Consider the following 25,078-nt stretch of genomic DNA (forward strand, 5'->3'; position numbering starts at 1 on the left):
TCCGCCGATCGAACGCCTGAACTGGGGTGTCGGCCGGCCACCACCGCCTGGTCCGGGTGGAGCGGGGGCGACCCGCCGCCGTCCGAAGCGCACGCCGACGACGGCCCGCCGGGTGCCGAGACGTACGCGCTCACGTTCGGCTGACTTGCCACGGGAAAATGTGCAGTCGACTTAAAGTTTGCAGTAGGCTCCAAACATGATGGAAGGGCTCCGGGAGCGGAAGAAACGGCAGACCCGGCAGCGCATCTCCGACGTGGCCATCGGCCTGTTCGTGGAGCGCGGGTTCGAGCACGTCACGATCGCCGAGGTCGCGGACGCCGCCGAGGTGTCGGTCAACACCGTCTACAACTACTTCCAGTCCAAGGAGGACCTGGTCCTGCCGCCGGAGGAGGCCTCGCCGGAGCGGCTGGCCGACTTCGTGCGGCAGCGGGCGGCGGGGGAGTCGGCGGCGGTGGCGGTGCTGGCACGGCTGCGCGCCGAGGTGCGCGGGCGCGAGCGGCGGGTGGGGTTGAGCGCGGGGTTCGGGCGGGTGCTGGAGATGATGCGGGCCGCGCCCACGCTGACCGCCCGGCTGGACGAGCTCGGCCACCAGATGACCGACGCGCTGGCCGCCGTGCTGGCCGAGGAGACCGGCGCGGCGCCGGACGACCCGCTGCCGCGGGTGGTGGCCTGGCACCTCGGATGCCTGCACGCGCTGGTGCTGACCGAGATCGCGCGGCGCACGGCGGCCGGGGAGGAGCCCGGCGCCATCGCCGGGGCGGTGCTGGAGTTGCTGGATGCCGCGGAGAGCGTGCTGGGCGAGCGGGTGCTCGCCTATGCCGTACGGGAGGGATGAGCGTGTTCCGGGTGACGATCAGGGGAAAGTTCGCCGGGCTGGACGATGCCGGCCGGGCCGCCGTGCTGGCGGCGGGCGGGACCGCCTTCACCGAGGCCGGGACGTTCACCCACGACCAGAGCGTGTCGGTGTTCACGTTCCGCTGCCAGGTGGCCGGCGAGGACGAGGACGAGGCCGCTCTGGCGGGACTGGAGGCGCTGGAGGCGCACGGGCACCCGCACGAGGTGCTGCGGATCGCGGCGACGGACATGAGCGCCATCAAGATCCGCCGCCGGTAGTTTCCATATGTGAGATAACATCCCGAATATGGGAAGCACGATGGAGGTGTCGGCCCGGCTGGCGGCGCGGCTGGCGGAGCTGCGCGTCGAGCGGGGCTGGTCGCTGGAGGAGCTGGCGACCCGGACCGGGGTCAGCCGCTCGACGTTGTCGCGGCTGGAGCGCGGGGAGATCAGCCCGACGGCCGCCCTGCTGGGCAGGTTGTGCACGGTCTACGAGCGGCCGATGTCGCGCCTGCTCGCCGAGGTGGAGTCCGAGCCGCCGCAGGTCGTCCGGGTGGCGGCGCAGGAGGTGTGGCGGGACGAGTCGTCGGGGTTCGTCCGCCGTTCGGTGTCGCCGCCGCATCCGGGCCTGCGCGGCGAGGTGGTGGAGGCGACCCTGCGCCCGGGGACGGACATCTCCTACGACGCGCCGCCGGTGCCCGGCCTCGAACAGCACGTCTGGGTGCTGGAGGGGACGGTGGAGATCACCGTCGACGGGCACGCGCACATCGTCGAGGCGGGTGACTGCCTGCGCTTCCGGCTGTGGGGCGCCTCCCGCTTCCGCTGTCCGGGGCCGGGCCAGGTCCGCTACGCGCTCGTGGTGGTCCTGCCATGACCCCGCCCGGCGAGGGAGCCGCACTCACGCACACCATCGCCCGGCTGTCGGCCGCCGACTTCGGCGACAGTGTCGAGGACCTGGCCGCCCTGCTGGTCGACGCCGTGGACAGCGGCGCGTCCGTGGGGTTCGTGACGCCGTTCGGGCAGGCGGAGGCCGCCGCCTGGTGGCGGGCGCAGGCTCCGGCGGTGGCCGACGGCAGCCTCATGGTGTGGGTGAGCCGCGACGGCTCCGGCCTCCAGGCCACCATCAGCCTGGCGCTGGCCGCCAAGCCCAACGCCCGCCACCGGGGCGAGATCGTCAAGCTCATGGTCCACCGCGACTTCCGGGGCCGGGGCCTGTCCCGCGCCCTGCTGGCCACCGCCGAGCACGCCGCCCTCGCGGCCGGGGCCGACCTGCTGCTGCTGGACACCGAGACCGGCAGCACCGCCGAGCACGTCTACCTCACCGGCGGCTGGACCCGCTACGGCATCGTCCCCGACTACGCCGGATCCCCGGACGGCACCCTCCGCGACTGCAGCTTCTTCTACAAGCGGCTCACCGCGACCGGGTGAGCGGCGTGCCGTCCGCCTCAGTCGCCCAGGTCGGGCGGCGGTGGCATGCGGTCGCCCTTGACCTGGGCGGCGATCGGCTCCAGCGCGGCGAGTTCGGCGCCGGTCAGCGTGAGGTCGAGCGCGCCGACGTTCTCCTCCAGCCGCCGCCGGCTGCGGGTGCCGGGGATCGGGACGACGGTGATGCCATGCGCGTCGGAGCGCTGGAGCACCCAGGCCAGGGCGACCTGCGCCATGGTCACGCTGCGGGCGTCGGCGATGCTGCGGACGGGGTCGAGCAGGGTGGTGTTGTGCCCGGCGTTGGCGGAGTGGAAGCGGGGCATCTGGTGCCGCAGGTCGTGGGCGGCGAGCCCGTCGGTGGAGGTGATCCGCCCGGTGAGGAAGCCGCGGCTGAACGGCGAGTACGCGACGTAACCGATGCCGAGCTCGGCGCAGACCGGCACCACCGAGTCCTCGAACTCCCGGGTGAACAGCGACCACTCGTTCTGCACGGCGGTGATCGGGTGCACGGCGTGCCCGGCCCGCAGTTGCTCGGCAGTCACGTTGGACAGGCCGATGTGCCGTATCTTGCCCGCGGCCACCAGCTCCGCCATCGCCCCGACCGTGTCCTCGATCGGGGTCGTGAAGTCGGGGTGGTGCAGGTAGTACAGGTCGATGTGGTCGACGCCGAGGCGGCGCAGGCTCGCCTCGCAGGCGTCGCGGACGTACTCCGGGTCGCTGCGTACGCCCACCAGCTCGCCGGTCCCGGGCTTGCGGATGGCGGCGAACTTGGTGGCGAGGCTGATGCCGTCGCGTCCGTGCTCGGCCAGGAAGTCGCGGATCAGCAGCTCGTTGGCGAAGTCGATGCCGTAGAAGTCGGAGGTGTCCAGGAAGGTCACGCCGAGTTCGGCGGCCCTCCGCAGGGTGTCCAGGGGCTGCTCGGGGCCCGTGGCATCGTAGAACTCGCTCAGTCCCATGCAGCCGAGACCGAGCGCGGGCACCTCCATGCCGGTGTGGCCGAGTTTGACCGTACGCATGGCAAAGCCTTCCGTCCAGGGATAGGGGTAAAATACGGGACGACCGTCCCGGTTAATCGGAAATATACGGGACGGCCGTCCCGCTTGTCTATCGACCGGAGCACATCTCGATGAGCAGGCCATTGCGCGCCGACGCCCAGCGCAACAGGGCGCGGGTCCTACAGGTCGCCGCGGAGACCTTCGCCAAGGAAGGGCTGTCGGTGCCGGTGCACGAGATCGCCCGCCGGGCGGGCGTGGGCACCGGCACCGTCAGCCGCCACTTCCCCACCAAGGAGTCGCTGTTCGAGGCGGTGCTGCTGGAGCGGATGGCCCAGCTCGTCCGTACGGCGAGCGAACGGGCCGGCGATGACGAGCCCGGCGAGGCGTTCTTCGGCTTCTTCTCCCGCATGGTCGAGGAGGGCGCGGCCAACAAGGGACTCGTCGACGCGCTCGCGGGCGCCGGTTACGACTTCCACGCCACCGCCGCCGACCCCTCCCATGACGTCATGGGCGCCTGGGGGCGGCTCCTCCGGCGCGGCCAGGACGCGGGCGCCATCCGCGCGGACGTCGACATGGCCGACGTCAAGGCGCTGCTCGCCGGCTGCCTCGACCGCGAGCGCGACGCCCTGGACCCGGCCGCCCGCGCCCGCATGCTGGCCATCGTCCGCCGCGGCCTTGGGGCATGACCCCGTCGGCAGTCGCTCGTAAAGCCTGAGCGAGGGCGTCGAGCTCGGCGGCCGGCATGCGCGGGGTGCGCTGAAGCCGAGTCCGTGGCCGTCCGATCAGGCTGCCGTGGCTAGGGGTTCGAGGTTCGGGCCAGGGCGGCCGCGGTGCCGTCGATGAGGACCTGGAGGCCGTGTTCGAAGGTCTGCTCGCCGCCCGAGCCGCCGCCGTCGAGGAGGGCCGCGCGCAGGGTGCCGGTCTCGCGGACGGCCGTGACCAGGGTGCTCCGCCCGGCGTCCTCCAGGAGGGCGGACGGAGGCACGGCAGGGGCGTCCGGCGCGCTCTGCTCCTGCAGGACGAACCCGTTGACATACTGGCTCAGCGTCGCCACCGTGCGCAGGGCGAGCACCGGGGTGAAGCCCCGCTCGACCATGGCCGTGAGCTCCTCCTCGAACGCCTGGATCGTCGCCGGGCTCAGCGCCCGGGCGTTGGTGACGACGCGGGCGCCGTCGCGGTAGGCGGCCAGCGAGGCGCGGTAGGCACGGGCCCGGCGGGCGAGCCAGTCCTGCCAGGGCTCGCCGTCGCGCGGCGGTCCCATCCCGGCGGCCTGGACGATCGAGTCGGCCATCCCGTCGAGCAGTTCCTGCTTGGTACGGATGTGCCAGTAGAGGGCCGGCGACTTGACACCGAGCTCGGCCGCGAGACGCCGTACGGTGAGGCCGTCGAGCCCCACCTCGTCAAGCAGCCGCAGGGCCGTGTCGATCAACGTCTGCCGGGACAGACCGGGCCGCTTGCTCACATCCATCGCTGACACCTTAAACCGGCGAAGGCCGGTCTACGAGGGCCGTCCGAAGAAGGCGCGCAGCTCGTCGGCGACGAGGGGAGCGCCGGCGGTGCTCAGCGGGGCTTCGTGGCCGACGCCTGCGAGCGTGACGCGTTCGGCCCGTGGCAGGGTGGCGTGCAGCGCGTCGATGGCGTTGTGCACCGGCGGCGGAGTCCTGACCCCGTCCAGCAGCAGGACGTCCGCGCGCAGGTCCGCGAACCCGTCGCTGGAGGCCATCTCGTTGAAGATCTGCACGTCGAGCCGTTGCAACGGGAAGAGCTCGACGAGGCTTTCCTCATCGGGACGCTCTCGTTTCGAACGCCGGCGGAAGTAGCGGTCGATCGCGCGTACGAGCAGCCACCGTGGCAGCAGGGTCATCCACCGGTTGTTGCTCACTCCCTTGGAGAAGGTCACGAGCGCCTCGGCCGGCCGGCCCCGGTCCAGCTCGCGCTCGAACCGTGCCCGCCAGGACAGGTCGAAGGCGCCGTACATCGACAGTGCCGGCTCGTAGACCGCGACCTTGGTGATGGCCGGTGACTCGAGCGCGGCCTGCAAGGCGATGAGCCCGCCGGAGCTGTGTCCGAACACCAGGCGCGTGCCGGTCCCGGCCAGCAGTGCCGCGACGTCCTCGCACTCCCGCGCCATGCGGTACCTCTCTCCGGGCGGCCCGCTACGGCCGCGGCCGCGCCGGTCCATGACGTACACCGTGAACGTGCTGGACAGCGGACGCGCCAGGGCCATGTAGTGCTGCGCGGCCAGGTAGCCCCCGCTCACCAGGAGGAGACCGGGACCGGCGCCGAGCTTCCGGTAGCCGATCGTCGTGCCGTCGGCCGAGGTGACCGTGCCGGTCGTGTACGACGCCTGGGCGGTCGCCATGATCGAACCCTCCTTAGCACTGCTAAGTCGCTGTCGGCACCACCCTGCCTTAGCACCGCTAAGGAGTCAATCCCGGCGCTGGAGGCGTCGTTGCACCACCCCGACAAACGCCGGCCGTGCCCGAGGGGGCGAGGTCGCCCCAATGTCCGGATGCGGCAGGGCCGCGCTCGCCCGCCCCGCCTGCCAGGGCCATCCCCGCTGAACAGTACAAATCCGGACGCAATAGGATCGCCACGGCATTCTCGGCGGCCGGTCGTGACAGGGACGGCCGCCGGCGGCGGTATCCGTCGTCGCAGATGATCGCGCTGAAAGTTGTTGGATACCTACATGTCAGCGCATGGCGGTTCTGGTGTGAGATCGACCCCATGATGGATGAAGGCAAACGACGCAGGTTCCCCACGGGCGACCTGGCAAGAGTGGCGGTGTTCGCCGCCCTGATCGCGGTGCTCGGGCTGCCCGGCTCGTTCAACGTGCTCGGCAACGCGGTCCCCATCACGCTGCAGACGCTGGGCGTGATGCTGGCGGGCGCGATCCTCGGCACGTGGCGGGCCGCGCTGGCCGTCGTGGTGCTGCTCGTGCTGGTCATCGCGGGCCTGCCGTTGTTGTCAGGCGGGCGTGGCGGGCTGGGGGTGCTGGCGGGGCCGTCGGCGGGGTTCCTGCTGGGCTGGATCGCCGGGGCGGCGGTGACCGGCTGGCTGGTCGAGCGGGCGGGCCGCAGCCCGAGCTTCGTCCAACTGCTGGTGGCGTGCGTGGTGGGCGGCATCGGGGTGGTCTACCTCTTCGGCATCCCCGTGCAGGCCGCGGTGACCGGGGTGTCCCTGGGCAATACCGCGTGGCTCACCATGATCTTCCTGCCGGGCGACGCGGTCAAGGCGGTGCTGGCCTCCCTCGTGGCCAGGGGCACACAGCGGGCCTACCCGGACGCGGTGCCCGCCGTGCACCGGGAGCGGCTGCGCGCCGGCGGGGAGCATTGAGCACGCGATGCCGATAGCCGAACACGTGCTGCGGCACGCGACCGACCGGCCCCGGCACGTGGCGGTGCGCGGCCCGGCCGGCGACCTGACCTACGCCGAGCTCGCCGCGCACATCAGCGGCGCCGCCCGCCACCTGCTCGGCCTGGGCGCCGGCCCCGGGACGCTGGTCGGGGCCGGTCTGGCGGACCCGGTCGCGCTGCTCACCGCCGTGCTCGCCGCCGACCTGGCCGGGGCGACGCCGCTGGTGGGCGAGCACACCTGGGACCGCGCCCGGTGGCTCGGGGCGGCCGGTCCGGTGGACGTGCTCGTGGACGCGCCGCTGCCGACCGTGACGGGCTCGCCCCTGCGGTACGAGCCGCGGCCGGACGACCGGGCGTGGGCCTGCTTCAGCTCCGGCAGCACCGGCCGGCCCCGCGCCGTGGTACGCGGCCGGGCGTCGTGGACGGCCTCCTTCCCCCATCTCAGCGACCTGGCGGGCATCGGCCCCGACGACACCGTTCTGATCCCTGGCCCGCTGGTCTCCTCCCTGTACGCCTTCGCCGCCATGCACACGCTGGCCACCGGCGCGACGGCGCTGCTGCCCGGCCGCTGGCCCGGCAGTTCCCTGGCGGCCCTGCTCGGCCAGGCCACGGTCGTGCACCTGGTCCCGCACCGGCTGCCGGACGTGCTCGGCCGTCCGGGCCCGTTGCGCACGGCCGTCGTCGGCGGCGCGGCGCTCCACCCGGACGCGCGGGCGGCGGCGGCCCGAGCGGGCGTGGACGTCGTGTCGTACTACGGCGCCACCGAGCTGTCGTTCGTGGCCGTGGACACCGACGGCAGGGGGCTGCGGCCGTTCCCCGGCGTCGAGATCGAGGTCAGGGACTGTGACGGGCCGGCCGGGCTCGGCGAGGTGTGGGCGCGCTCGCCGTGGTTGTCCGACGGCTACCTGGGGGAGGCGGCCGGGCCGCTGCGGCGCGACTCGGCCGGCTGGATGACGGTGGGGGACGTGGCGGAGCCGTACCGGGCGGGACAGGCGCTGCGGGTGCGCGGCCGGGGCGGCGGCGCGATCCAGACCGGCGGCGCCACCGTGGTGCCCGAGGACGTCGAGGAGGTGCTCAGGAAGGTGCCCGGCGTCGGGGACATCGTGGTGGTGGGCTCGCCGCATCCGCGGCTCGGCGCGGTGGTGACGGCGATCGTCGAGTCCGCCTCGCCGCCGCCGCGCTCGCTGCTGGAGGCGGCCGCCAGGAGCGGCCTGGACGGGGTGCAGCGGCCACGCCGCTGGTACGCGATGCCGAGCCTGCCGCGCACCGGGACGGGCAAGCCCGCCCGCGCCCTGGTGGCGGCCCGGCTGGCGGACGGCGCCCCGGACCTGCGGCGGCTGATCTGACATGCGGAGTGAGCTCACCAATGTGCCGGTCGTCGTGGCGGCCCGGCGCACGCCCATCGGGACGGCCGGGCACGCGTTCAAGGACGTGGGCGTCGATCGGCTGGCCGCGCAGGTGATCGGGGCAGTGGCCCGCGACGTGGCCGGGCGGCCGGTCGAGGACGTGGTGCTGGGCAACTGCATGGGCCCCGGCGGGAACGTGGCCAGGGTGTCGGCGCTGGCGGCGGGGCTGGGGCAGGAGGTGCCGGGCCTGACGGTGGACCGGCAGTGCGGCAGCGGGCTGGCCGCGATCCTGGTCGCCGGGCAGGCGGTACGCGCCGGGGAGATGGACCTGGTGATCGCCGGCGGGGCGGAGAGCGCCTCGACGGCGCCGCTGCGTACCCACCGGGGGGCGGCGGAGCCGTACGGGCGGGCGGCCTTCGCGCCGGATGGGCACCCCGACCCGGACATGGGACCCGCCGCCGAGGCGCTGGCCGCGGCGTGCGGCGTCAGCCGGCTGCGGCAGGACGCCTACGCCTGCCGCAGCCACGCCAGGGCGCTGGCCGCCCGCGACGGCGGCCAGTTCGCGGCGGAGATCGTCCCGGCCGGCGGGCGGACCCAGGACCAGCGGCCACGGCCGCTGCGGGCGGCCTCGCTGGCCCGGCTGCCGGCGGCGTTCGTGCCCGGCGGTACAGTGACGGCCGGCAACTCCTCCCCGGTGAGCGACGGCGCGGCGGCGGTGGCCCTCGTGCCGGAGCGGCTGCGCGCCGGGCTCCCGGGGATGCGGCTGGTGGCCGGGTCCGTCGTCGGCTGCGATCCGGCGCTGCCGGGATGGGGACCGGTGCCCGCCGTGCGCCGGGTGCTCGCGCGGGCGGGGGCGGACCTGGGACGGGTGGCGGCCGTGGAGATCGTGGAGGCGTTCGCGGCGCAGGTGCTGGCGGTGACCGACGCGCTCGGGCTCGACCCGCTGGGCGCCGACGATGAGCGGGTGTGCCCGGACGGCGGCGCGCTGGCCCTGGGCCATCCGTGGGGCGCCACCGGCGCGGTCGTGGTGACCAGGCTGTTCACGAGGCTGGTACGGGCGGGCGCCCCGCCGGGAACGCTCGGCCTGGCGGCGGCCGCGGTCGGCGGCGGCCTGGGGGTCGCGGCCCTGTTCGAGGTGGTGTGAGGTGATCGAGTTCGCCGACGTGCACGTGAGGCTGGGGCAGCGGGACGTGCTGCGCGGCATCACCGTCGCGCTGCCCGAGCGCCGCGTGGGCGTGGTCGGCGCCAACGGCTCGGGCAAGAGCACGCTCGCCCGCCTGGTCAACGGGCTGGCGCTGCCCACCGCCGGCAGCGTCACGGTGCTGGGGCTGGACACCCGGCGGCACGCGGCCAGGATCAGGCGCGGGGTCGGTTTCCTGTTCACCGACCCGGACGCGCAGATCGTGATGCCGACGGTGGCCGAGGACGTGGCCTTCTCGCTGCGCCGCCGGGGGCTTTCGCGCGAGGAGGTCGAACGGCGCGTACGTGAGGTGCTGGACCGGTACGGTCTCGGCGGCCACGCCGACCACCCGGCCCACCACCTGTCGGGCGGCCAGAAGCAGTTGCTGGCCCTGTGCTCGGTGATGGTGCTGGAGCCGGACATCCTGGTCATGGACGAGCCGACCACGCTGCTGGACTTGCGCCATTCCCGCCAGGTCGCCGGCCTGCTGCGCGAGTTGCCGCAGCAGGTGCTGGCCGTCACCCACGACCTGCCGCTGCTGGCGGACTTCGACCGGGTCCTGGTGCTGGACGAGGGGCGGATCGTGGCCGACGGAGCTCCGGCCGAGGCCATCGGCCACTACCGGAAGCTGATGTCGTGAACGGCCTCAACGGCGTCTACGTGCCCGGCACCTCGCCGCTGCACCGCCTCCCGGCCGGCGTCAAGCTGGCCGGGCTGGCCGTGGCGTGCACGGTGCTCGTGCTGGTGAGCTCGCTGGTGGTGCTGGCCGGGGCGGCGGTCGTGGTGGCCGCCCTGTACGCGCTGTCGCGGGTGGGGACGGCGGCGGCCTGGGCGCAGGTCAGGCCGGTGCGCTGGCTGGCGCTGGCGTTGTTCGCGATGCAGTGGGTGTTCGCCGGTCTGCCGGGGGCGGCGGCCACGACGTCGCGCGTGGTGCTGGTCGTGGCGCTGGCCGGGCTGGTGACCATCACCACCCGCACGTCGGCCATGATGGCGACGCTGGAGCGTTGCCTGAGGCCGGCCAGGTTCGTGGGGCTGGACCCGTTCCGGCTGTCGTTGCTGCTGTCGCTGACCGTGCGCAGCGTGCCGGTGATGGCGGCGCTGGCCACCCGCGTCAGGGAGGCGCAGCGGGCCAGGGGCGTCGAGCGCAGCCTGCGCGCGTTCGCGGTGCCGCTGGTGGTGAGCGCGCTCCGTCACGCCGACGCGCTGGGCGAGGCGCTCAGCGCGCGCGGCGTGGACGACTGACCCGCCCCCCCATGAATCCCACGTTTGACTTATATAAGCGTTGCCTGAAAGGCTGTGGTCGTGCACGCATTCGACGTTCTCGGTGACCCCGTCCGGCGCCGGATCCTGGAGCTGCTGGCCGGTGGCGAGCAGAGCTCCGGCGAGGTCACCGCTGTCATCCAGCGCGAGTTCGGGATCTCGCAACCGGCCGTCTCCCAGCATCTGCGGGTGCTGCGCGACAACGGCTTCGCCAGCGTGCGGGCCGAGGGCACCCGCCGCCTCTACGCGGTGGAGCCTGCCCCGTTGCGTGAGGTCGACCAGTGGCTGGAGCGCTTCCGCGGCTTCTGGACGCAGCACCTGGACGCGCTGGCCACCGAGCTGGTCCGCGGCAGGCGCGAACGCCGCGCGCGGGACGACCGGACGAAGAATGACCCGACAGACGATCCGAAGGACACCTGATGGACATACTCGACGCGATCACGCGAGCGCGGCGTGAGCTGTCCGGCGACACGCGCAAGCGCCTGGTGCTGCGCCGCCGTTACGACGCCGAGATCGAGGACGTGTGGCAGGCCTGCACCGACGCCGAGCGGCTGGCCCGCTGGTTCCTGCCGGTCAGCGGCGACCTCAAGGTCGGCGGGACATACCAGCTCGAAGGCAACGCCGGCGGCGAGATCCTCCAGTGCGAGCCGCCGGAGCTGATCCGGGTCACCTGGCTCTATGGCGACAATCCCGGCTTCTCCGAGGTGGAGGTGCGCCTGTCCGCCGACGGCGAGGGCACCGTCTTCGAGCTGAGCCACACCGCCGACGTCCCGGAGGAGATGTGGTCGCAGTTCGGCCCCGGCGCGGCCGGCGTGGGCTGGGACCTGGCCCTGCTGGGCCTGGGCCTCCACCTGTCGGGCGGCACGCGGGTCGCCGAGAACACCTTCCACGAGACCGAGGAGGGCCGGGCGTTCATCACGGCCAGCAGCCGCGCCTGGGGCGAGGCGCACCAGGCCGCGGGCGGCGCGCCGGACGAGGTCGCCGCCGCCGTCACCCGGACCACCGCCTTCTACGCCCCCGAACAGGAGTCCTGACCATGTCCCAGAAAGTCGCGACATTCCTCATGTTCCAGAACGGCGACGCCGAGGAGGCGATGACGTTCTACGTGTCGCTGTTCGACGACGCCAAGGTCGTGACCCTGACCCACTACGGTCCCGGGGAGGACGGGGTGGAGGGCAAGGTCAAGCAGGGCCTGTTCACGCTGGCGGGCCAGGAGTACATGTGCTTCGACAGCGGCCCGCGCCACGGCTTCACCTTCACGCCGTCGATGTCGCTGTTCGTCACCTGCGACACCGAGGCCGACCTCGACCGCCTGTACGCGGCGCTGGCCGAGGGCGGCGGGGAGCTGATGCCGCTGGGCTCGTACGGGTTCAGCACGAAGTTCGGCTGGGTCGCCGACCGGTTCGGCGTGTCCTGGCAGCTCAACCTGCCGTGAACGCGGGGCCGGCGGTGTCCTGGCCGGTCAGGGCCGCGGGGTCGCGTTCGGGCGGGCCGGCCGGCCACCAGCGGCCGTCGCGTTCGGTGAAGGGATACCAGCGGCCGTCCCTGCCGTAGCGGAGCTGGAGGGCGCCGAGGGTCCAGCGGTTGCGCCAGGACTTCACCGGGAGTGGCGCCTCGCCCTCCCAGCCGGCTTCGAGCAGGGCCTGTGCCCTGGCCAGGTCCCGGCGGGGCGGGGTCCACGCGGTCTCCAGTACCTCCAGGCCGGTGGCGCCGCCGTACCGCCAGGCCTGGACGGCGGCGTCGAGGCCGGGCTCGGCGCGGGGATCGAGGTCGTGGTCGGCGGCCAGCCGTACGCGGTCCTGGTGTTCGGTCAGCTCCGGCAGCCGCCCGCGCAGCAGCAGCTCGCGGGCCCGCCAGGCGGCGGAGGCCGCGAGCACCCCGAGGGCGGCCGTGTCCACGACAGCGCCGTCCACGGCAGGGACTGTGGCCATGGCGGCTGGGCCCGACCCTGTGCCCGCCTCGGGGGCCGGGTCCAGGGCCGGCGGGGTGAAGGGCACGTCGAACGGCGGCGGCTCGGGCAGCGGCGGCACCCCGATCGCGAACGCCTCCCCGGCGGGCACCCCGGCGGGGGCGGCAGCGGCGGCGGGGGCGTCGCGGTGCTGCAGCGCCTCGATCAGCTCCCGCTCGCCGCGCCCGCGCATCAGCAGCAGCACGAACGGGTCGGCGTCCAGCAGCCACGAGGCCTGGTAGCACAGGGCGGCGGCGTGCTTGCAGGGGTGACCCCAGTCGGGGCAGGAGCATTCCGGTTCCAGGTCGCCGACGGAGGGCAGCAGCGGCACGGCGGCGTCCTCGGCCGCTTCGACCAGGTCGTGCGGCATGTCGCGCTCCAGCAGGGCGGCGATGTGCCCGGCCTTGGCGGCGACCTGGGCCAGGAAACGTTCCCAGGCGGGGTCGGTGAGCTGCTCGACACGGACGACGGTGTCGTATTCGCTCTCGGTGACGGCGGCGATCCGGCCGGGGCTGACGGTGATCGGCCCGACCTGCCCGGTCTTGGCGTACGCGCGGCCCTTGCGCAGCAGCACCTGGTCCAGCGAGGTGTCCTCCATGGCCTTGACCCAGGCACGGCCCCACCAGGAGGTGGCGAAGCGGGCGCCGGCGCCTTGCGGGGGGAAGGCGGGAAATCCACGGGCGGCGGTCATCTGAGCTCCACGAGGGCGGCGAGTTCGGCGTCGGTCAGCTCGGTGAGGGCGGCCTCGCCACCGGCGAGCACGGCTTCGGCGAGCGAGCGCTTGGCGGCCAGCATGCCGGCGATGCGGTCCTCGATCGTGCCCTCGGTGATCAGGCGGTGCACCTGGACGGGTCTGGTCTGGCCGATGCGGTAGGCGCGGTCGGTGGCCTGGTCCTCGACGGCGGGGTTCCACCAGCGGTCGTAGTGGATGACGTGATCGGCGCGGGTGAGGTTCAGGCCGGTGCCGGCGGCCTTGAGCGAGAGCAGGAACACCGGCGCCCGCCCGTCCTGGAAACGCTGGACCATCTCCTCGCGGCGGGGGACCGGGGTGCCGCCGTGCAGCAGCTGGGTGGCCACGCCCCGGGCGGACAGGTGGCGTTCCAGCAGCCGGGCCATGGCGACGTACTGGGTGAAGACCAGCACCGCGCCGTCCTCGGCGAGGATCGTGTCGACGAGCTCGTCGAGCAGCTCCAGCTTGCCCGAGCGGCCGGTCAGGCGCGGGGCGCTCTCGTGCAGGTATTGGGCGGGGTGGTTGCAGATCTGCTTGAGCCCGGTCAGCAGCTTGACGATGAGGCCGCGCCTGGCCATGCCGTGGGCGTCGGCGATCTGGGCCATGCTCTCGCGCACGACCGCCTCGTACAGGCCGGCCTGCTCGGTGGTGAGCGCGACCGGCCGGTCGGTCTCGGTCTTGGGCGGCAGCTCCGGCGCGATGCCGGGGTCGCTCTTGCGGCGGCGCAGCAGGAACGGCCCCACCAGCCGGGACAGCCGCTCGGCCGCCTGACTGTCGCCGGATTCGACGGGTTTGGCCCAGCGTGCCCTGAACCTGGCGAGCGGGCCCAGCAGTCCGGGCGTGGTCCAGTCGAGGATGGCCCACAGCTCCGACAGGTTGTTCTCCACCGGGGTGCCGGTCAGGGCGACCCGGGCGGCGGCGGGGATCTCGCGCAGGGCTTGGGCGGTGCCGGAGGCGGGGTTCTTGACGTGCTGGGCCTCGTCGGCCACCAGCAGGCCCCACGGGCAGGTCGCCAGCCGGGCCGCGTCCAGTCGCATGGTGCCGTACGTCGTCAGCACGAACCCCTCCGCCTCCTCCGGCAGGGTGCGGCCGGTGCCGTGGTAACGGCGCACGGGCACGCCGGGCGCGAACCGGTTGATCTCCCGCTCCCAGTTGCCCAGCAGCGAGGCCGGGCACACCACGAGCGCCGGGCCGGTGCCGGCGCGGTGCAGGTGCAGCGCGATGAGCGTGATCGTCTTGCCCAGGCCCATGTCGTCGGCCAGGCAGCCGCCGAGCCCGAGCGAGGTCATCCTGGCCAGCCAGCGCAGCCCGGCGAGCTGGTAGTCGCGCAGCGTGGCGGCCAGGCCGGGGGGCGCGGGCACGTCCTCCGGGTCGGTCAGGCGTTCGCGCAGGTCGCGCAGCCAGTCGGTGGGCTCTGCGGTGATCTGCTCGCCGTCGACCTCGATGGTGCCGGTCAGGGCGGCGCCGAGGGCTTCGAGCCCGGTCAGGGGTTTGAGGTCGCGCTGGCGGGCCTTGCGGGCCAGGTCGGGGTCGATGAGCACCCACTGGTCGCGCAGCCGTACGACGGGGCGGTGGGCCTCGGCGAGCTGGTCCATCTCCGCGGCGGTCAGGCGCTCACCGCCGAGGGCGAGCTGCCAGTCGAAGCTGGTCAGGTGCTGGCCGCCGAGGAATTTCGGCAGGTCGGAGGGGGCGCTGTCGCGCTCGCCGATGACGGCGCGGGCGCTCAGGCCGCGGACCAGCGCCCTGGGCCAGTGCACCTCGACACCGGCGGCGGCCAGCCGCTCGGCGGCGCCGGCGAGGAGGTCCTCGACGTCGCCGTCGGTCAGGGCGAGTTCGTCCGGCACGGCGCTGTCGAGCAGCGGTTCCAGGCGGGGCCAGACGCGGGCGGCGCGGCGCACGGCCAGCGTCGCCTCGATCCTGGCGCCGGCGCCGAGGCCGGGGTCGTGCCCGCGCCACAGGTCGGCGGCGTCGACCACGAGGGAGGGGTCGGCCAGGCTGTGCAGCTGGACGATCGCCCGGAAGTCGGCGGCGGCCAGGTCGTCGGCCTCCAGGCGGAGCGAGAGCCGCACCCCGGAGTCGAGGCCGGCCGACACCTCCTCGGCCCAGCGGCGCAGGTGCGGCACCTTGACGGGCTCGGCGGCGGCGTAGGCGGTGGTGCCGGTGGCGCGCACGGCGCCGGGGGAACGCGGCATGGTGTCGGCGACGGCGTCGAGGAAGGCCCGGACGAGCGGCTCGGCGTCGGGCAGCCGTGCCTCCCCGTCCGGCACGGGGCCGACGGGGATGGCGCGGGCCGTGGCGGGCATGGCACCGGCCAGGTCGCGGACGCGCTGGACGTCGGCGGTGTCCAGCGGCCCGGCCCGCCAGGCGTCGTGTTCGGCCTCCGTCACGCCGGGCAGCACGCGCCCCCGGGTGACGAGCTGCAGGCCCAGCAGCGCCGCCGCGCCCCAGAAACGCGCCGCCGGGTGGGCGGCGGGGTCGGTGCGTGCCCGGGCCAGCGCCGCCACCGCCTCGCCCACGGGCACGAGGGTGGCCGCGGTCTCGCGGGTGCCCCCGTGCTCGGTGGCCACGGTCACGACGGCCTCGCCCGCGGGGTCGAGGAAGGCCACGCGCCCGGAACGGGGCGGGTCGCCGGGTTGGAAGATCGCCGGGTGCCGGGCCAGATCCGTGGTGAGCCTCACGACCGTACAGTGTACGGTACGATGTGGGTGGGGTTTACCGCAGCACGCTTCGGGCAGCCACCTCATTCACGCGCACTTCCGATCTTCCATAGCCTTGGAACCATGACTGACTGGCTCGTAGGACTGATGGAGACCCTCGGGGCCCCTGGGGCGGGGCTCGCGATCGCGTTAGAAAACCTGTTCCCGCCCCTGCCGAGCGAGGTGATCCTGCCCATGGCCGGCTTCACGGCCAGCCAGGGCGACATGGACCTGCTGGACGTGCTGGTCTGCACGACGCTCGGCTCCGTCGTCGGCGCGCTGGCGCTCTACTGGGTGGGCGCGCTGCTCGGCCGCGAGCGCACCCTGGCCATCGCCGCCAAGCTCCCCCTGGTCAAGGTCTCCGACATCGAGAAGACCGAGGCCTGGTTCCAGCGCCACGGCCGTATGACCGTCTTCTTCGGCCGGATGATCCCCATCTTCCGCAGCCTGATCTCCGTCCCGGCGGGCGTCGAACGCATGCCGCTCCCCATGTTCACGCTCCTGACTACGGCCGGCAGCCTGATCTGGAACACCGCCTTCGTCCTGGCCGGATACTTTCTGGGAGAGAACTGGGAGCTCGTGGAGGGCTACGTCGGCATCGGCACCAACGTCGTGATCGGCCTGGTGGTGCTGGCGGTCGTGGTGTTCGTCGTGGTCCGGCTGTCGGAGAAGCGCAAGGGGAGGCATGCGGCTCGCCGCTGAGGGGCTGAGGCTGCTGGGCGCGGTGGCGCTCGGCGCGCTCACCGCGCTCGCCGGGCTGGTGTTCCTGCTGCTGGTGCTGCCGTTCCTCGGCAATCCGAACGTCGGCGCGACCGCCCGGCGGCTGGCCCGCCTGGAGGCGCGCCGCCTGCGCCTGGACCGTGCCACCCTCGACGCCCTGACCGGCGACGACAACCGGCCGCTGGGCTATCTGGCCGCCCGCGCGGGCCTGGGCGTGCTCGGCGGGCTAGTGATCGTGGTGCTCGTGTACGGGGTGGGCACCGGGGCGGGGCTGGCCGCGGCGTGGGTGCGGGGCGAGCCGTTCGACGGGATGAGGCCGACGGTCCCCTTGGCGGCCTACCTCCTCGTCGTGGGAATCCTCGTGCTGTTCCTGGTTCTGTCGGGCGTGGCGGGGGTGCATGCCCTGGAACGCCGCCTCGCCACCCGCATGCTCGGCCCCGACCCGACCGAGGCGCTGCGCCACCGGATCGCCGAACTGGCCGAGAGCCGCGCCGGCGTGGTGACCGCGGTCGACGCCGAGCGCCGCAGGATCGAACGCGACCTGCACGACGGGCTGCAGCAACGCCTGGTGGCGCTGTCGATGCTGGTCGGGCGGGCCAAGCGGGGCCGGGCCGAGCTGCTGGAACAGGCCCACCTGGAGGCGCAGCAGGCGCTGGCCGAGCTGCGCGAGGTGGCCTGGCGGGTCTACCCGAGCGGGCTGGACTCCCTCGGTCTTGGCGAGGCCCTGGCCGGGGTGGCCGAACGCGCCGGCGTACCGGTCAAGGTGACCTGCGACCTGCCGCGCCGGCCGCCGACGGCGGTGGAGACGGCGGCGTACTTCGTGGTGTGCGAGGCGGTCACCAACGCCGCCAAACACGCGGGCGCCGGCCTCATCACCGTCGAGGTGCGCGAGCGGGACGGCGGGGTGGACGTCCGGGTGCGCGACGACGGTCCCGGCGGCGCCGATCCCGCCGGGGGCGGCCTGTCGGGGCTGGCCAGGAGGGTGGCCGCGCTGGACGGGCGGTTCGAGGTGGACAGCCCGCCGGGCGGGCCGACGACGATCGTGGCGGTGCTGCCGTGCGGGTGATCCTGGCCGAGGACTCCACGCTGCTGCGCGAGGGCCTGGTACGGCTGCTGGCGGAGGAGGGTCACGAGGTGGCGGCCGCGGTGGGCGACGCCGGGGCGCTGGTGTCGGCGGTGGCCGCGCACGAGCCGGACGTCGTCGTGGTCGACGTACGCATGCCGCCGACCCACACCGACGAGGGGCTGCGGGCCGCGCTGGAGATCCGGCGGCGCTGGCCCGCGGTCAGGGTGCTGGTGCTGTCGCAGTACGTGGAGAAGCGCTACGCCGCCGAGTTGATGGGCGGCGACATCGAGGGGGTCGGCTACCTGCTGAAGGACCGGGTGGCGCAGGTCGGCGACTTCCTGGACGCGCTGGAGCGGGTGGGCGCCGGGGGAGCGGCGTTCGATCCCGAGGTGGTGCGCCAGCTTCTGGCCCGCACCAGCCACGTGGACCCGCTGGCCCGGCTGACCATGCGCGAGCGGGAGGTGCTGGAGCGGATGGCGCAGGGCCTGACCAACGCCTCGATCGCGCAGGCCCTGCACGTGTCGCAGAGCGCCGTGGAGAAGCACGTCAACTCGCTCTTCGACAAGCTGGGCCTGTCCCACTCCACCGGCTACAGCCGCCGCGTCCTGGCCGTGCTGCGCTTCCTGGAGACCTGACCCCGGCCGCCCGGGGTATGGGAGTCCGTACATACGCAGCAGATCGGGGGTTTTCTGGTGAGACCGGTGTACGCGGCCGCGGCCGTGCACGTCCCGGCGCCGCAGGAGCAGGTGTTCGCGCTGATCACCGACTGGCCCCGGCACCGGGAGTGGATGTTCCTGACCACCGCCCGGCAGGTGGGCAGGGACGGCGTCGAGGCCTTCACCGGGGTGGGGCCGCTCGGCTTCCTGGACACGATGACGATCACCCGGTGGGAGCCGCCGGACCTCGTGTGCGTCACCCACACCGGCCGGGTGGTGCGCGGGCGCGGCGCCATCCGGGTGAGCCCCCGCGACGGCGGCAGCCGCGTCGTGTGGGCCGAGGAGCTGTACCTGCCGTTCGGGCCGCTGGGCCGGGCGGTGTGGCCGTTCGCCCGCCCGGTGGGCCTGGCCCTGCTGCGCCACTCGCTGCGCAAGCTGGCCGCCCTCGCGCACCCCGGCTGAGACGGCCGCCTCCTGGCCCATCGGCCGACCATGGGGTCAGCTCGTGTGCGCGAGCCGCCGGGTGGCGTGCCGGGTGACCGCCGCGGCGAACGCGGAGACCACCGGGTGCGGCCGCCGCCCGTCCCCGGCCAGCTCCGGCTGGAACATCGTGGCCAGGAAGAACGGGTGCCCGGGCAGCTCGGCCACGCGCACCGTGCCGTCCTCGGCGTGCCCGGAGAACACCATCCCGTGGCGGGCGAGCGTCTGCTTGTAGTCCTCGTTGAGCCCGTAGGAGCAGATGTAGGCCTCCACGGTGGTGGGCGTGCCGACGATCTGCTCGATCAGTGAGCCGGGCGTCAGCCGTACCAGGCCCTCGTGCCCGGCCAGCGAGCAGGCCAGCGGCGTGAGCAGGAAGTCGCGCGCGCCTGGCTCGTTCTCGGCGTGCGCCACGTCGAGCCCGCACACGTGCCGCGCGTACTCCAGCAGCATGTGCTGGAACCCGCCGCACGTGCCGAGGAACGGGATCTTCCCCTCGCGGGCGATCCGCGCGGCCTCCACCGCGCCGGCCTCGTCGCGGTAGGGGCTGCCGGGCAGCATCCAGATGCCGTCGAACCCCTTTAGGCCGCTCACGTCGGTCGTGGGCATCCAGTACGGGTCGAGCGCGATCCCCTCCTCCTCCCGCAGGGCCTTGATCAGCATCGGAATCCTGACATGCGAACGAACGCTGGGGGAGCGGTCCCCCACAAGGGCGATTCTCATGCCCCCATCGTGACGAACCTGACCCGTTAAGCGCCAACGATGAAATCTGTACCTGCTATAAGAGTTGCTGATGGACCCTCATTTGCTGACGACGTTCGTGACGGTGGCCCGGCACGGCTCGTTCTCGGCGGCGGCGGCCGAGCTCGGCTACACGCAGTCGGCCGTCTCCCAGCAGATCGCCGCGCTGGAGGCCGACCTGGGGCTGGCGCTGCTGGGCCGCCGCCCGGTCAAGCCCACGGCGGCGGGCCGGCGGCTGCTGGAGCACGCGGGGCCGCTGCTGCTGCGGCTGCGGGCGGCCCGCGCCGACGTGCTGCGCGCCGCCGCCGTGCCCGGTCACCGGCTGCGGCTGGCGGCCACCCCGCTGGCGCTCAACCCGGTCCTGGCCATGCGGCTGGCACGGGCGCGTGCCGCGCAGCCCCGGCTGGAGGTGACGCTGCACACGCGCGGAGCCCAGGAGGTGGCCGCGATGGTCGCCGGGGGCGAGGCGGACCTGGGCCTGGCCGACGGCATCGTGGCGCCGAGCGACCCGCTGCGGCTGCCGGACACGGGCCCGATCACGACCGTGGGGGTGACGGAGGAAGAGCTGGTGGTGGCCCTGGAGGCGGGGCATCCGCTGGCGGGGCGGGCGTCGCTGCGGCTGGCGGACCTGGTGGACGCCCGCTGGCTGCAGACTCCGCTGTGCCCGCTGACCCGGCTGCGCGACCTGGTCGGCGAGGGGTTCCCGGTGGCGCTGGACTACCGGGGCGACGACGTGCGTACGGTGGCCAACCTGGTGGCCGCCGGCCACGGCCTGACCCTGCTGCCGGCCTCCGCCCTGCCCCCCACCCCCACCGCCATGGCGGCGCGCGGTGTGCCGCTGGGGGCGCCGCGGCTGGTGCACCGGGTCGAGCTGCTGCACGGCGCGCTGCCCCCCGGCCCGGCCGCCGACCTGGCACACGCGCTGTCGGGCTGAGCGCGCCTCGCTCCTCCACGCGGTGCGGCATCGAGGTGCTCTTTCCCGCTCCTCACGAGCACCGCTGACCCTGGGCCAGGGCCGCCACCGTGACGGGCGGCGGCCCTGTTTTCCGGTGCTACTTCCGCAGCACGCCCGTCAGCGGGTCGTAGCGGTAGGTGCGCGCGCTGGACTCGGCGTGGTCGCGCAGCCCCCTGATCCGGACGTTGAGCACGCCACGGCGTACGCGGTCCTCGGTCGCGATGCGGAGCCACGGCTGCCCGTCACGCAGCGCGTGGACCTCCTCGACCAGGTCGCCGTCGCGCCCGGCCGCGATCGCGTACCCGGGGCCCTGCGGCGGCTGGATGTCGATGCCGCCGTCCTCGCGCAGGGTGAGGGTGACGACGAGGTTCCCGCGGCCGCCGTTGGCGTCGCCGACGAAGTCGTACAGCGGGGCCGGGTCGCCGAGGCGGTACTGCAGGCGGCCCATCCCGGTGACGTCCATGCCGTTGTAGAAGTTGCGGCCCGCCGAGTCGAGCCACAGGTGCGGGTTGTGCGTGGGCGCGTTGAAGTCGGCGCCGGAGTTGTAGGAGATGTGCCAGTGCGGCGGGTTGTCGGCATGCAGGGTGTTGTTGGTCTCGAAGCCCATCAGCACGAACCGGTGCCCCTTCGCCGCGGCGACCTCGACCAGGCCGGAGTCGCGCAGGATCGCGTGCGCCGCGACGAGCTGGTGGACCACGGACTTGACCGGCCCGGCAGGCCACGGCACCGTCGTCCACGGGCCGGCGACGCGGTCGGGGTCGTTGTGCTCGATCCGCCAGTTCATGCCCGGCGAGACGTCGGGGAAGCTCCAGACCTGGAGCGTCGGCTGGTTCCCACTGGCCGTCGGCTGCGTCATCGGCAGCGTGAAGGTGAAGGCGTGCCGCTCGCCGGGGATGCCGCGCATCTCCAGCCGCTCCTCCTGGTGGACGACGGCCTCCACGCGCGTGTCCGGCCAGCGGACGGTGACCTCGATGCCCTCGGGGTTCCGCGGGCCGCGGACGAAGGTGTAGTACTCCGCCCGGGAGGCCACGGAGTAGTTCGCGCCCGGCAGGATCTCGTAGCCGGCGGGCAGCACGATCTCGGGCCGGCCGGGTTCGCCGGGCCGGCGGCGTACGACGCGGAAGGCGGCGTAGGCGGGGGTGTCGGCGTACGCGGCGCCCGGCAGCGCGGCCGCCAGGCCGAGCGCGGGCACGCCGGCGAGCAGGGTTCGCCGGGACAGGGATCCGGACATGAGGGGTCCTCTCGGTGGGGGGCTACGCGCGGGGTTTTCTGCCGGTCCATGGGCGGGTGCGCCTTCCATGATCCGCGCCGGGTTGACCGATGACCATCCCGTCCACGAACGCCGGGTAAAGACCAACCGTCCTTTCCGCGCCCCTTACTGGAGGTTGTCCGCGCGGTGAGAGATCATCTGCGGGTCGGCCGCCAGATGAGCGGCGTTCTTCCGCGAAGGGGTCACTGTTCAGGTGCGTCGTAAAAGATCGCGTTTCGCCGGCCCAGGACGGCCGGCGCTTTCCCCGACGATTCATCGGAGAACAGTGCATGTTGAGTGCCTCATCGCGAGACCGCAACAAGCTCCGTGTCCCCCTGGCCTTGACGGCCCTCGCGGTCCTGGCTTCGGCCGCGACAATCGTCCCCGCTACGGCCGCCCAGGCGAGCTCGGTGACGGACACCTGGAACGAGGCCGCCTACCGCGGTCACGTCGAGGTCGTCCGGGGCCGGGACGGCTCGTCTGACGCCTCCGTTCTGACCGGTACGGTCTTCGTCGACGACGACCGCGACAGTGTGAGCGACCGCAACGAGCGCGGGCTCGCCGGTGTCCTGGTGTCGAACGGGCGTGACGTGGTCACCACCGACTCCCGCGGGCGCTACCGGCTGCCCGTCTACGACAACATGACGGTGTTCGTCACCCAGCCGTCCGGCTACCAGGTGCCCGTCGACGAGTCGAACGTCGCCCAGTTCCACTACAACCACCTGCCCGAGGGCTCGCCCGCGCTGCGCTACGGCGGCATCGCGCCCACCGGGCCGCTCCCGGCCGCGGTGAACTTCCCCCTCGTACGCAGCCACCTCACGAAGTCGTCGGAGCAGCACTGCGTCATCGCCGGCGACCTGCAGACCTACGACAAGGAGGAGGTCGAGTACGCCCGCAAGGGGGCGATCGGCGACCTGTCCCGGCGCGACGACTACCGGGGCTGCGGCACCCTGTTCATCGGTGACGTCGTGGGCGACGACCTGTCGCTCTACCCCGACGTGAAGGGGCTCACCAGCCTGACCAACGGGCCGGCCAGGTTCCTGCCCGGCAACCACGACCTCGACTTCGACGCCAGGTCCGCCGAGCACTCCTTCGACACCTTCCGGGCTCAGCTCGCGCCCGCGTACTACTCCTACGACGTCGGCGACGTGCACGTCGTGGCGCTGAACACGGTGCGCTACCCGTGCACCCCGGAGGTCGACAACGCCGACGGCCGGCGGCCCCAGTGCAACAATCCGCAGACCCGGCCCGCCTACACCGGGCGGCTCGACGACAACCAGCTGGCGTGGCTGGAGCGGGACCTGGCCAAGGTCGACCGCCGCAAGCTCGTCGTGGTGGCCGGCCACATCGGCCTGCTGAACTTCGCCGACGAGAGCAGCCCCATCCACCAGGTCGCCCAGGTCGGCCAGGTGTACGACCTGCTCAAGGGCCGCAAGGCCGTCGCCGTGGCCGGGCACAGCCACTCGATCGAGAACATGAGGACCGGCGACCTCGTCAAGGGCTGGCGCGACGTCTACGGCGTCGAGCGGTTGCCGTTCCCGCACATCACGGCGGGCGCGATCGCCGGCGACTGGTACTCCGGCGCGCTGACCGCGGACGGCTACCCCGTCGCGGTCGGGCGTGACGGCGGCCGGCCGGGCGTGCTCACCCTCGACGTCAAGGGCAGCTCGTTCCAGGAGCGGTACACGGTGACCGGCGAGAGCGACCGGGTGCAGACGCAGCTGGGCGTCAACAGCCCGACCTACCGCCGGTGGTACGCCGAGCGCGATGCCTGGAACGACACCCGCGAGGGCACGGCGCCGGAGCTGGGCGACCCGAACGTCGTGGACCGGGCGGACCTGGCCGGGCGGACCTGGCTCACCACCAACTTCTGGATGGGCGCCACCGGCTCCACCGTCTCGGTGAGGCTCGACGGTGACCGGCCGCGCCCGGCGGTCCGCACCCAGCCGCTCCGGGGCGAGGCGCAGCTGGCCGGTCCCGAGTGGTCCGACCCGCACGCCGTGGCGCAGCAGCTGGTCAACGGTGGCAGCGTCGCGGACCGGGCGATGCACCTGTGGCGGTTCGAGCTGCCCGCCGACCTCGCCGAGGGCCGGCACCGCGCGGTGGTGACGGCGACCGACTCCTACGGCCGCCAGTTCACCGACACCCTGCACTTCCGCGTCGTCGAACAGCGCTGACACCCCGCTCCCGCGGCTCCCTGCCGCGGGAGCGGGCTCCCGCGGCCTCCAGGGCTACTGGGCCTGTCGCACGGGAAGGCGGGAGATCGCCCAGGTGACCGCCAGGGCGGCGGCGCACATGCCGGACAGGGCCCACAGGCCGGCGTCGAAGGACCCGGAGGCGTCCTTCACGGCGCCGAGGCCGAAGGAGAAGGTCACGCCGCCGAGGTTGGCGCAGAAGTTGCTGAACCCCGTGACCAGGCCCGTGTTCGCGGTGCCGACGTAGCGCAGCGGCACCGCGAACAGCGGCCCGAAGTAGAGCTGCAGGAAGATCGAGTTGACCGCGATCACCGTGATGAGCGCCGGCAGGGCGTCCATGAACGGGATGAGGAAGATCGTGAGGGCCAGCACGGCCAGCGAGGTTCCGACGACGGCCAGCGGCCGGCCGAGGCGGTCGGACAACCAGCCGCCCAGGAAGTTCGACGGGGCCGTGACGGCCGCGCCGACGGCCACGACCGCCCCCGCCACGCCGAGCGGGAACCCCTTGTCCTCGACGATGAGGCTGGGCAGCCAGAACGCCATCCCGGTCACCACGGCAAGCCGGACGAACTGCACGAACCCGGCCAGCCACACGGCCCGGTGCGACAGGATCTCGCGGGCGGCCGCCCAGGTCGGGGGCCTGGCGTCGGCCTCGCGCTGGGCGGGGTCGCCCAGCCGGGCGAAGGCCAGCACGACGAGGACCCCGGCGGCGGCGAACAGGATCATCAGCCAGCGCCAGCCCAGGGGGCCGACCAGCACCGGGCCGAGCGCGTTCAGCAGAACGCTGGAGGAGAAGCCGCCGGCCACGTACAGGCCCATGGCGGTGGCCCGGCGGTCCGCCCGGAACTGCCGGCTGATCAGCAGCAGGCCCGGTGCGAACACCAGCGCCCGGAAGACGCCGGAGACCGCCTGGTTGGCGACGAGCCAGCCGTAGGAATCGAGCACGGCGAAGCTGAACGAGAGCGCGTTGGTGCCGAGCAGCCCGACGACGAACAGGCGCTTGGGATCGAAGCGGTCCGACAGGTAGCCGGAGGGGATCTGCATCAGCGCGTACGTGAACGTGCCGGCGGCGGCCAGCAGCCCGGCCTGCGACGGGCTGATCGCGAGGTCCTGCCGGATGAGCGGCAGGAACAACGCGATGCCGCCGAAGGCCAGGGCCTGCATGCTCTGGCACACGACGATCAGCGCGGAGTTGAGCGTCCGGCGGCCACGCGCAGGCAGGGCAAAGGTCTCGGCGGCCATACGAGGT

Annotated in this window: 27 protein-coding genes; 19 read left to right on the plus strand and 8 right to left on the minus strand. The window is 73.5% G+C overall.

From position 1 onward, the window contains the following. Positions 1-196 precede the first annotated feature (196 nt). From BLS95_RS58970 to BLS95_RS12310, 4 genes are read left to right on the plus strand one after another with little or no spacing between them, the layout of a single operon-like run. Entirely contained in the window at positions 197-835 is a 639-nt protein-coding gene (locus BLS95_RS58970; protein WP_090931084.1) for a TetR/AcrR family transcriptional regulator, read from the plus strand. 11 nt (positions 836-846) lie between these two features. Further along, positions 847-1,113, plus strand: coding sequence for a DUF6204 family protein (locus tag BLS95_RS12300; RefSeq protein WP_245765002.1), 267 nt, complete (start codon positions 847-849; stop codon positions 1,111-1,113). A gap of 28 nt (positions 1,114-1,141) precedes the next feature. After that, positions 1,142-1,708: a helix-turn-helix domain-containing protein gene (locus BLS95_RS12305; RefSeq protein WP_090931086.1), complete on the plus strand. Its 567-nt coding sequence runs from the start codon at positions 1,142-1,144 to the stop codon at positions 1,706-1,708. Beyond that, positions 1,705-2,262: a GNAT family N-acetyltransferase gene (locus BLS95_RS12310; RefSeq protein ID WP_090931087.1), complete on the plus strand. Its 558-nt coding sequence runs from the start codon at positions 1,705-1,707 to the stop codon at positions 2,260-2,262. The genes BLS95_RS12305 and BLS95_RS12310 overlap by 4 nt, the downstream gene beginning before the upstream one ends. A 17-nt stretch (positions 2,263-2,279) precedes the next feature. On the opposite strand, the gene BLS95_RS12315 is transcribed toward BLS95_RS12310, so the two are convergent. Continuing rightward, on the minus strand, positions 2,280-3,275 hold the full coding sequence (locus BLS95_RS12315; protein WP_090931088.1) for an aldo/keto reductase: 996 nt from the start codon (positions 3,273-3,275) through the stop codon (positions 2,280-2,282). A gap of 110 nt (positions 3,276-3,385) precedes the next feature. On the opposite strand from BLS95_RS12315, the gene BLS95_RS12320 reads away from it, so the two are divergent. Continuing rightward, entirely contained in the window at positions 3,386-3,940 is a 555-nt protein-coding gene (locus BLS95_RS12320) for a TetR/AcrR family transcriptional regulator (RefSeq protein ID WP_245765003.1), read from the plus strand. Positions 3,941-4,050: 110 nt separating this feature from the next. Here the strand turns inward: BLS95_RS12320 and BLS95_RS12325 are convergent, their stop codons facing one another. Together BLS95_RS12325 and BLS95_RS12330 are read right to left on the minus strand one after the other, a co-directional pair. Then, the gene (locus BLS95_RS12325; protein WP_090931090.1) at positions 4,051-4,722 is read right to left on the minus strand and encodes a TetR/AcrR family transcriptional regulator C-terminal domain-containing protein; all 672 of its coding nucleotides are present in this window, start codon (positions 4,720-4,722) and stop codon (positions 4,051-4,053) included. Between the two features lie 30 nt (positions 4,723-4,752). Beyond that, positions 4,753-5,616 (minus strand): alpha/beta fold hydrolase, encoded by an 864-nt coding sequence (locus BLS95_RS12330; protein ID WP_090931091.1) that lies wholly within the window; start codon positions 5,614-5,616, stop codon positions 4,753-4,755. 365 nt (positions 5,617-5,981) lie between these two features. On the opposite strand from BLS95_RS12330, the gene BLS95_RS12335 reads away from it, so the two are divergent. Genes BLS95_RS12335 through BLS95_RS12370 form a run of 8 tightly spaced genes read left to right on the plus strand, consistent with a single transcriptional unit; the run spans position 5,982 to position 11,831 of the window. Next, positions 5,982-6,590: a biotin transporter BioY gene (locus BLS95_RS12335; RefSeq protein WP_342742699.1), complete on the plus strand. Its 609-nt coding sequence runs from the start codon at positions 5,982-5,984 to the stop codon at positions 6,588-6,590. A gap of 7 nt (positions 6,591-6,597) precedes the next feature. Then, positions 6,598-7,956 carry a class I adenylate-forming enzyme family protein gene (locus tag BLS95_RS12340; RefSeq protein WP_090931092.1) on the plus strand — a complete coding sequence of 453 codons (1,359 nt, stop codon included), beginning with the start codon at positions 6,598-6,600 and terminating at the stop codon, positions 7,954-7,956. A 1-nt stretch (position 7,957) separates the two neighbouring features. Next, entirely contained in the window at positions 7,958-9,100 is a 1,143-nt protein-coding gene (locus BLS95_RS12345; protein ID WP_090931093.1) for a thiolase family protein, read from the plus strand. Between the two features lies 1 nt (position 9,101). Further along, entirely contained in the window at positions 9,102-9,776 is a 675-nt protein-coding gene (locus BLS95_RS12350; RefSeq protein ID WP_090931094.1) for an energy-coupling factor ABC transporter ATP-binding protein, read from the plus strand. Then, positions 9,773-10,378, plus strand: coding sequence for an energy-coupling factor transporter transmembrane component T family protein (locus BLS95_RS12355; protein WP_090931095.1), 606 nt, complete (start codon positions 9,773-9,775; stop codon positions 10,376-10,378). The genes BLS95_RS12350 and BLS95_RS12355 overlap by 4 nt, the downstream gene beginning before the upstream one ends. Positions 10,379-10,438: 60 nt before the next feature. Beyond that, positions 10,439-10,816 (plus strand): ArsR/SmtB family transcription factor, encoded by a 378-nt coding sequence (locus tag BLS95_RS12360; RefSeq protein WP_090931422.1) that lies wholly within the window; start codon positions 10,439-10,441, stop codon positions 10,814-10,816. After that, a complete protein-coding gene (locus tag BLS95_RS12365; RefSeq protein WP_090931096.1) occupies positions 10,816-11,430 on the plus strand; it encodes an SRPBCC family protein in 615 nt (204 codons plus the stop codon). Before BLS95_RS12360 ends, BLS95_RS12365 begins: the two co-directional genes overlap by 1 nt. 2 nt (positions 11,431-11,432) lie before the next feature. Then, positions 11,433-11,831 carry a VOC family protein gene (locus tag BLS95_RS12370; RefSeq protein WP_090931097.1) on the plus strand — a complete coding sequence of 133 codons (399 nt, stop codon included), beginning with the start codon at positions 11,433-11,435 and terminating at the stop codon, positions 11,829-11,831. Here BLS95_RS12370 and BLS95_RS12375 read toward each other — a convergent pair. Continuing rightward, positions 11,818-13,035: an SWIM zinc finger family protein gene (locus tag BLS95_RS12375; protein WP_090931098.1), complete on the minus strand. Its 1,218-nt coding sequence runs from the start codon at positions 13,033-13,035 to the stop codon at positions 11,818-11,820. The genes BLS95_RS12370 and BLS95_RS12375 overlap by 14 nt on opposite strands. Beyond that, entirely contained in the window at positions 13,032-15,752 is a 2,721-nt protein-coding gene (locus tag BLS95_RS12380) for a DEAD/DEAH box helicase (protein WP_245765004.1), read from the minus strand. The genes BLS95_RS12375 and BLS95_RS12380 overlap by 4 nt, the downstream gene beginning before the upstream one ends. A 102-nt stretch (positions 15,753-15,854) precedes the next feature. Between BLS95_RS12380 and BLS95_RS12385 the strand changes: the two genes are divergently transcribed. Genes BLS95_RS12385 through BLS95_RS12400 form a run of 4 tightly spaced genes read left to right on the plus strand, consistent with a single transcriptional unit; the run spans position 15,855 to position 18,674 of the window. Beyond that, positions 15,855-16,472 carry a DedA family protein gene (locus BLS95_RS12385; protein WP_090931100.1) on the plus strand — a complete coding sequence of 206 codons (618 nt, stop codon included), beginning with the start codon at positions 15,855-15,857 and terminating at the stop codon, positions 16,470-16,472. Continuing rightward, the gene (locus tag BLS95_RS12390) at positions 16,456-17,556 is read left to right on the plus strand and encodes a sensor histidine kinase (RefSeq protein ID WP_090931101.1); all 1,101 of its coding nucleotides are present in this window, start codon (positions 16,456-16,458) and stop codon (positions 17,554-17,556) included. Before BLS95_RS12385 ends, BLS95_RS12390 begins: the two co-directional genes overlap by 17 nt. After that, a complete protein-coding gene (locus tag BLS95_RS12395; protein WP_090931102.1) occupies positions 17,547-18,191 on the plus strand; it encodes a response regulator in 645 nt (214 codons plus the stop codon). Before BLS95_RS12390 ends, BLS95_RS12395 begins: the two co-directional genes overlap by 10 nt. 57 nt (positions 18,192-18,248) lie before the next feature. After that, positions 18,249-18,674 (plus strand): SRPBCC family protein, encoded by a 426-nt coding sequence (locus tag BLS95_RS12400; RefSeq protein WP_245765005.1) that lies wholly within the window; start codon positions 18,249-18,251, stop codon positions 18,672-18,674. A 36-nt stretch (positions 18,675-18,710) separates the two neighbouring features. On the opposite strand, the gene BLS95_RS12405 is transcribed toward BLS95_RS12400, so the two are convergent. Then, positions 18,711-19,412, minus strand: a complete 702-nt coding sequence (locus tag BLS95_RS12405) for a CTP synthase C-terminal region-related (seleno)protein (RefSeq protein WP_090931104.1) — start codon at positions 19,410-19,412, stop codon at positions 18,711-18,713. A gap of 70 nt (positions 19,413-19,482) precedes the next feature. Here BLS95_RS12405 and BLS95_RS12410 point away from each other — a divergent pair, with 70 nt between their 5' ends. Beyond that, positions 19,483-20,364: a LysR family transcriptional regulator gene (locus BLS95_RS12410; RefSeq protein WP_090931105.1), complete on the plus strand. Its 882-nt coding sequence runs from the start codon at positions 19,483-19,485 to the stop codon at positions 20,362-20,364. Positions 20,365-20,482: 118 nt separating this feature from the next. On the opposite strand, the gene BLS95_RS12415 is transcribed toward BLS95_RS12410, so the two are convergent. Beyond that, on the minus strand, positions 20,483-21,616 hold the full coding sequence (locus BLS95_RS12415) for a hypothetical protein (protein WP_090931106.1): 1,134 nt from the start codon (positions 21,614-21,616) through the stop codon (positions 20,483-20,485). A 308-nt stretch (positions 21,617-21,924) separates the two neighbouring features. On the opposite strand from BLS95_RS12415, the gene BLS95_RS12420 reads away from it, so the two are divergent. Next, positions 21,925-23,811, plus strand: a complete 1,887-nt coding sequence (locus BLS95_RS12420) for a calcineurin-like phosphoesterase C-terminal domain-containing protein (RefSeq protein WP_176993156.1) — start codon at positions 21,925-21,927, stop codon at positions 23,809-23,811. A 54-nt stretch (positions 23,812-23,865) separates the two neighbouring features. Here the strand turns inward: BLS95_RS12420 and BLS95_RS12425 are convergent, their stop codons facing one another. Beyond that, positions 23,866-25,071 carry an MFS transporter gene (locus BLS95_RS12425; RefSeq protein WP_090931107.1) on the minus strand — a complete coding sequence of 402 codons (1,206 nt, stop codon included), beginning with the start codon at positions 25,069-25,071 and terminating at the stop codon, positions 23,866-23,868. Between the last annotated feature and the right edge of the window lie 7 nt (positions 25,072-25,078).

It is taken from the genome of Nonomuraea jiangxiensis (assembly GCF_900099965.1).
GTDB classification, from domain to species: Bacteria; Actinomycetota; Actinomycetes; order Streptosporangiales; family Streptosporangiaceae; genus Nonomuraea; species Nonomuraea jiangxiensis.

Bases quoted from the DNA above. Each gene is read 5' to 3' on its own strand.
- BLS95_RS58970 (WP_090931084.1), top strand. From the start codon at position 197: ATGATGGAAGGGCTCCGGGAGCGGAAGAAACGGCAGACCCGGCAGCGC.
- BLS95_RS12305 (WP_090931086.1), top strand. From the start codon at position 1,142: ATGGGAAGCACGATGGAGGTGTCGGCCCGGCTGGCGGCGCGGCTGGCG.
- BLS95_RS12310 (WP_090931087.1), top strand. From the start codon at position 1,705: ATGACCCCGCCCGGCGAGGGAGCCGCACTCACGCACACCATCGCCCGG.
- BLS95_RS12315 (WP_090931088.1), bottom strand. From the start codon at position 3,275: ATGCGTACGGTCAAACTCGGCCACACCGGCATGGAGGTGCCCGCGCTC.
- BLS95_RS12320 (WP_245765003.1), top strand. From the start codon at position 3,386: ATGAGCAGGCCATTGCGCGCCGACGCCCAGCGCAACAGGGCGCGGGTC.
- BLS95_RS12325 (WP_090931090.1), bottom strand. From the start codon at position 4,722: ATGGATGTGAGCAAGCGGCCCGGTCTGTCCCGGCAGACGTTGATCGAC.
- BLS95_RS12330 (WP_090931091.1), bottom strand. From the start codon at position 5,616: ATGGCGACCGCCCAGGCGTCGTACACGACCGGCACGGTCACCTCGGCC.
- BLS95_RS12335 (WP_342742699.1), top strand. From the start codon at position 5,982: ATGATGGATGAAGGCAAACGACGCAGGTTCCCCACGGGCGACCTGGCA.
- BLS95_RS12340 (WP_090931092.1), top strand. From the start codon at position 6,598: ATGCCGATAGCCGAACACGTGCTGCGGCACGCGACCGACCGGCCCCGG.
- BLS95_RS12345 (WP_090931093.1), top strand. From the start codon at position 7,958: ATGCGGAGTGAGCTCACCAATGTGCCGGTCGTCGTGGCGGCCCGGCGC.
- BLS95_RS12365 (WP_090931096.1), top strand. From the start codon at position 10,816: ATGGACATACTCGACGCGATCACGCGAGCGCGGCGTGAGCTGTCCGGC.
- BLS95_RS12370 (WP_090931097.1), top strand. From the start codon at position 11,433: ATGTCCCAGAAAGTCGCGACATTCCTCATGTTCCAGAACGGCGACGCC.
- BLS95_RS12375 (WP_090931098.1), bottom strand. From the start codon at position 13,035: ATGACCGCCGCCCGTGGATTTCCCGCCTTCCCCCCGCAAGGCGCCGGC.
- BLS95_RS12385 (WP_090931100.1), top strand. From the start codon at position 15,855: ATGACTGACTGGCTCGTAGGACTGATGGAGACCCTCGGGGCCCCTGGG.
- BLS95_RS12390 (WP_090931101.1), top strand. From the start codon at position 16,456: ATGCGGCTCGCCGCTGAGGGGCTGAGGCTGCTGGGCGCGGTGGCGCTC.
- BLS95_RS12405 (WP_090931104.1), bottom strand. From the start codon at position 19,412: ATGAGAATCGCCCTTGTGGGGGACCGCTCCCCCAGCGTTCGTTCGCAT.
- BLS95_RS12410 (WP_090931105.1), top strand. From the start codon at position 19,483: ATGGACCCTCATTTGCTGACGACGTTCGTGACGGTGGCCCGGCACGGC.
- BLS95_RS12415 (WP_090931106.1), bottom strand. From the start codon at position 21,616: ATGTCCGGATCCCTGTCCCGGCGAACCCTGCTCGCCGGCGTGCCCGCG.
- BLS95_RS12420 (WP_176993156.1), top strand. From the start codon at position 21,925: ATGTTGAGTGCCTCATCGCGAGACCGCAACAAGCTCCGTGTCCCCCTG.
- BLS95_RS12425 (WP_090931107.1), bottom strand. From the start codon at position 25,071: ATGGCCGCCGAGACCTTTGCCCTGCCTGCGCGTGGCCGCCGGACGCTC.